This window comes from Streptomyces sp. NPDC058534 (assembly GCF_042717365.1).
Taxonomy (GTDB): Bacteria; Actinomycetota; Actinomycetes; order Streptomycetales; family Streptomycetaceae; genus Streptomyces.
The window spans coordinates 1-4,423 of sequence record NZ_JBHXNW010000121.1 but is presented as its reverse complement, the minus strand read 5'-3'; the positions used below and the strand labels follow the sequence as shown (position 1 = coordinate 4,423).

Here is a 4,423-nt window from a genome sequence, read left to right as displayed (position 1 = left end):
CGCGTGGGATCGGATTTGTGTATAAGAGACAGCGCCGGGCGCCCCCGCCGTTCTCCGGGGGCGCGACCGGGACCGTAAGACGGCTGCCGGGACCGTAAGACGGCTGCCGGACCGTACGACGGCTGCCGGGACCGTAGGAAGGGCTAGCGGCGGCGCATGTCGGCGACGCGCGCCCGTTCCGTCCCGCCCGGCTGCTCACCCAGGGCGGTCGCCGAGCGCAGCCCCGCCGCCGCGCCCGGAACCTGTCGGCGCGGCCCCGGAAGCGGCACGTCGCGGCGCTGCTGACGCGCCGGGACGGCATCAGCCCCCGGGGCCCCGGTGCCCCCCGGGCCGGACGCCGCACCGCCGGAAGCCCCCGCCACGGCGATCTGCACCCCTTGGTCGGCAAGGGCCTGCAGCTCGGTGGCGGCACGGTCGTCGTGGGCCGGCGCCTCGTCGGTGACCAGGCGGGTGATGAGGTCCGTGGGCACGGTCTGGAACATGGTGTCCGTGCCCAGCTTGGAGTGGTCGGCGAGGACGACGACCTCGGCGGCGGCCTGCACCAGCGCGCGGTCGACGGACGCCGACAGCATGTTGGACGTGGACAGCCCCCGCTCCGCCGTCAGCCCGCTCCCGGACAGAAAGGCCTTGGACACCCGCAGCCCTTGCAGGGACTGCTCGGCGCCCGACCCGACCAGGGCGTAGTTGGACCCGCGGAGCGTGCCACCGGTCATCACGACCTCGACCCGGTTGGCGTGCGCGAGGGCCTGCGCCACCAGCAGCGAGTTGGTGACGACGGTCAGCCCGGGCACCCGCGCGAGCCGGCGCGCCAGCTCCTGCGTGGTCGTCCCGGCACCCACCACGATGGCCTCGCCCTCTTCGACGAAGCCCGCGGCGAGATCGGCGATGGCCGTCTTCTCGGCGGTCGCGAGATGGGACTTCTGCGGGAAGCCGGACTCTCGCGTGAACCCGCCCGGCAGTACCGCACCGCCGTGCCGGCGGTCGAGGAGTCCTTCTGCCTCCAGTGCGCGCACGTCCCGCCGTACGGTCACTTCGGAGGTCTGGACGACGCGGGCGAGCTCACGGAGCGACACGGCCCCGTTCGCGCGCACCATTTCGAGGATCAATTGGCGACGTTCTGCAGCGAACACGAAACTGACAGTAACCCCAACGACCGTCTGCTTTCAGCAGTATGCGCCGAATAACAGAAGTTGTTCGCATGGCAGTACCAAGAGTGGTATAAGCGCCTACTCTGCCCGCCTATGCCGCCCGCACGGTCCACAACTCCCCGTGACCAGCGGGGAGTCAATTCAAGCCGCGCCCCCGAGGTCAGCCCTCACCCCCGGCCTTCCGCGTGTGCAACTGCCGCGCGACCTCCGCGATGGAGCCCGAGAGCGACGGATACACGGTGAAGGCGTTGGCGATCTGCTCGACTGTCAGGTTGTTGTCGACGGCGAGGGAGATGGGGTGGATCAGCTCCGAGGCACGCGGCGCCACGACGACACCACCCACCACGATCTCGGTGCCGGGCCGGCAGAAGATCTTGACGAAGCCGTCCCGGATGCCCTGCATCTTGGCGCGCGGGTTGCGCAGCAGCGGCAGCTTCACCACGCGGGCGTCGATCTTGCCGCCGTCGACTTCGGCCTGGGAGTAGCCGACGGTGGCGATCTCGGGGTCGGTGAAGACGTTGGCGGAGACGGTCTTCAGGTTCAGCGGGGTGACCGCGTCCCCGAGGAAGTGGTACATGGCGATGCGCCCCTGCATCGCCGCCACCGAAGCCAGCGCGAAGACACCGGAGACGTCACCGGCGGCGTACACCCCGGGAGCCGAGGTCCGCGACACGCGGTCGGTACGGATGTGCCCGGAGTCCTTGAGCTTGACCCCGGCCTCCTCCAGCCCCATCCCGTCGGTGTTGGGAATGGCACCGACGGCCACCAGACAGTGCGACCCGGTGATGACCCGCCCGTCGGCGAGCGTGACCTCCACCCGGTCCCCCACCCGTTTGGCGGACTGGGCCCGGGACCGAGACATGACGTTCATACCGCGCCGCCGAAAGACGTCCTCGAGCACAGCGGCGGCATCGGGATCCTCACCGGGCAGCACCCGGTCCCGCGACGACACGAGCGTGACCCGCGACCCGAGCGCCTGGTAGGCACCGGCGAACTCGGCACCGGTCACACCGGACCCGACCACGATCAGCTCTTCCGGCAATTCATCCAGGTCGTACACCTGGGTCCAGTTCAGGATGCGTTCCCCGTCGGGCCGCGCGTCCGGCAGCTCTCGCGGATGCCCGCCGGTGGCGATCAGCACGGCGTCCGCGGTGAGCGTCTCCTCGCTCCCGTCAGCGGCACGCACCACGACCTTCCGCGACCCGTCGAGCCCCTGCATCCCCTCCAGCCGCCCACGCCCGCGCATGACCCGCGCGCCGGCCCGCGTCACGGAGGCGGTGATGTCGTGCGACTGGGCGAGCGCGAGCCGCTTGACCCGCCGGTTGACCTTCCCCAGGTCGACGCCCACCACCCGGGCGGCCTGCTCCATGGGCGGGGTGTCGTCGGCGACGATGATCCCCAGCTCTTCGTAGGAGGAGTCGAAGGTGGTCATCACCTCGGCCGTGGCGATGAGGGTCTTGGACGGCACGCAGTCGGTCAGCACCGACGCCCCGCCCAGACCGTCGCAGTCGACGACGGTCACCTCCGCACCGAGTTGCGCGGCCACCAGCGCCGCTTCGTATCCGCCGGGTCCGCCGCCAATGATCACGATCCGAGTCACGTACTCCATTGTCCCGCACCCTTCAACGGGAGGCTGCCCGGGGGCACCACCGTTACGAACGTGATGCGCGTGGCGCCTGTCGTACCCTTCCCCCATGTCGCTCTACGCCGCTTATGCCGGCAACCTCGACGCGCGGCTCATGACCCGCCGCGCCCCGCACTCGCCGCTGCGCGCGACCGGCTGGCTGAACGGGTGGCGGCTGACCTTCGGGGGCGAGCACATGGGCTGGGAGGGCGCGCTGGCGACCCTGGTCGAGGACCCGATCTCGCAGGTCTTCGTGGCGCTCTACGACGTCGCCCCGATGGACGAGGACTCGCTCGACCGCTGGGAGGGTGTGGGTCTGGACATCTACCGCCGCACCCGGGTGCGCGTCCACACCCTGGAGGGCGAGGAGAAGGCATGGACGTACGTCCTGAACGCCTACGAGGGCGGCCTGCCCTCCGCCCGCTACCTGGGCGAGGTGGCGGACGCGGCCGAATCGGCCGGCGCCCCCCACGACTACGTGATGGAACTCCGCAAGCGCCCCTGCTGACGCCACCCCTGTCAGATCCTCCAACCCAACCATCACCATCCCGTGACCTCTGTCATCTACGCGCGTAGGCGGAAACCGGCTACCCTCTTCGGCGTGAACGCATCTCTTCTTCCGGACGACATCCAGGGCGCCACCCCAGTTGACCCGAGGGCCGCCGCCGACGCCGCCGCGGCCCGCCTGCGCGAACTCACCGGCGCCGAGACCCACGACGTCGCCCTCGTGATGGGCTCCGGCTGGGCACCGGCCGTGGACGCCCTGGGCGCCCCCGAGGCCGATCTCCGGGTCACCGACCTGCCGGGCTTCCCCAAGCCCGCGGTGGAGGGTCACGGCGGCAAGATCCGCTCGTACTCGATCGGCGACAGGCGCGCACTGGTCTTCCTGGGCCGCACCCACTACTACGAGGGCCACGGCGTCGCCGCCGTCTCCCACGGCGTCCGCACCGCGGTGGCGGCCGGCGCCAAGACGATCATCCTGACCAACGGCTGCGGCGGCCTGCGCGAGGGCATGCGCCCCGGCCAGCCGGTGCTGATCAGCGACCACATCAACCTCACCGCCACCTCCCCGATCATCGGCGCCAACTTCGTCGACCTCACCGACCTCTACTCCCCCCGACTCCGTGCCCTGTGCAAGGAGGTCGACCCCACGCTGGAGGAGGGCGTCTACGCCCAGTTCCCCGGCCCGCACTACGAGACCCCGGCCGAGATCCGCATGGCGCGCGTCATCGGGGCCGACCTGGTGGGCATGTCGACGGTCCTGGAGGCGATCGCGGCCCGCGAGGCCGGCGCGGAGGTACTGGGCATCTCCCTGGTCACCAACCTCGCCGCGGGCATGACGGGCGAGCCCCTCAACCACGAGGAGGTCCTCCAGGCAGGCCGCGACTCCGCCACCCGGATGGGCGAGCTGCTGACGCGGGTGCTGGGCCGGCTGTAGCCCGACGCCCGTCCCTTTGGCACCCGGCGTGGATGCGGGCACGCGGTTACGCGAGCCGGCGCGGGGTGGGTGACGCGACCCGGCGCTTGCCGGGTGCCGCCGCGCCCACCCGTGCAGCCCCTGGGGGTACCTCCCAGGCCGTTCAGGCACTGGGGGAGGCACATCTGCCCGCGGTTACGGAGGCATACGGCCCCCAGCCGCGCAGCCCGCGCG

General features: G+C 71.3%; 4 protein-coding genes. 2 read left to right on the top strand and 2 right to left on the bottom strand.

What is annotated here, in order from left to right; translation table 11 throughout:
* Window positions 1-143: 143 nt before the first annotated feature.
* On the bottom strand, window positions 144-1,106 hold the full coding sequence (locus ACFWR9_RS40450; RefSeq protein WP_383852011.1) for a DeoR/GlpR family DNA-binding transcription regulator: 963 nt from the start codon (window positions 1,104-1,106) through the stop codon (window positions 144-146).
* A gap of 202 nt (window positions 1,107-1,308) precedes the next feature.
* Window positions 1,309-2,757 (bottom strand): NAD(P)H-quinone dehydrogenase, encoded by a 1,449-nt coding sequence (locus ACFWR9_RS40445; protein ID WP_383852008.1) that lies wholly within the window; start codon window positions 2,755-2,757, stop codon window positions 1,309-1,311.
* A gap of 85 nt (window positions 2,758-2,842) precedes the next feature.
* Here ACFWR9_RS40445 and ACFWR9_RS40440 point away from each other — a divergent pair, with 85 nt between their 5' ends.
* Together ACFWR9_RS40440 and ACFWR9_RS40435 are read left to right on the top strand one after the other, a co-directional pair.
* Entirely contained in the window at window positions 2,843-3,280 is a 438-nt protein-coding gene (locus ACFWR9_RS40440; RefSeq protein WP_125495169.1) for a gamma-glutamylcyclotransferase, read from the top strand.
* Between the two features lie 93 nt (window positions 3,281-3,373).
* The gene (locus tag ACFWR9_RS40435) at window positions 3,374-4,210 is read left to right on the top strand and encodes a purine-nucleoside phosphorylase (protein ID WP_383852006.1); all 837 of its coding nucleotides are present in this window, start codon (window positions 3,374-3,376) and stop codon (window positions 4,208-4,210) included.
* Window positions 4,211-4,423: the final 213 nt, after the last annotated feature.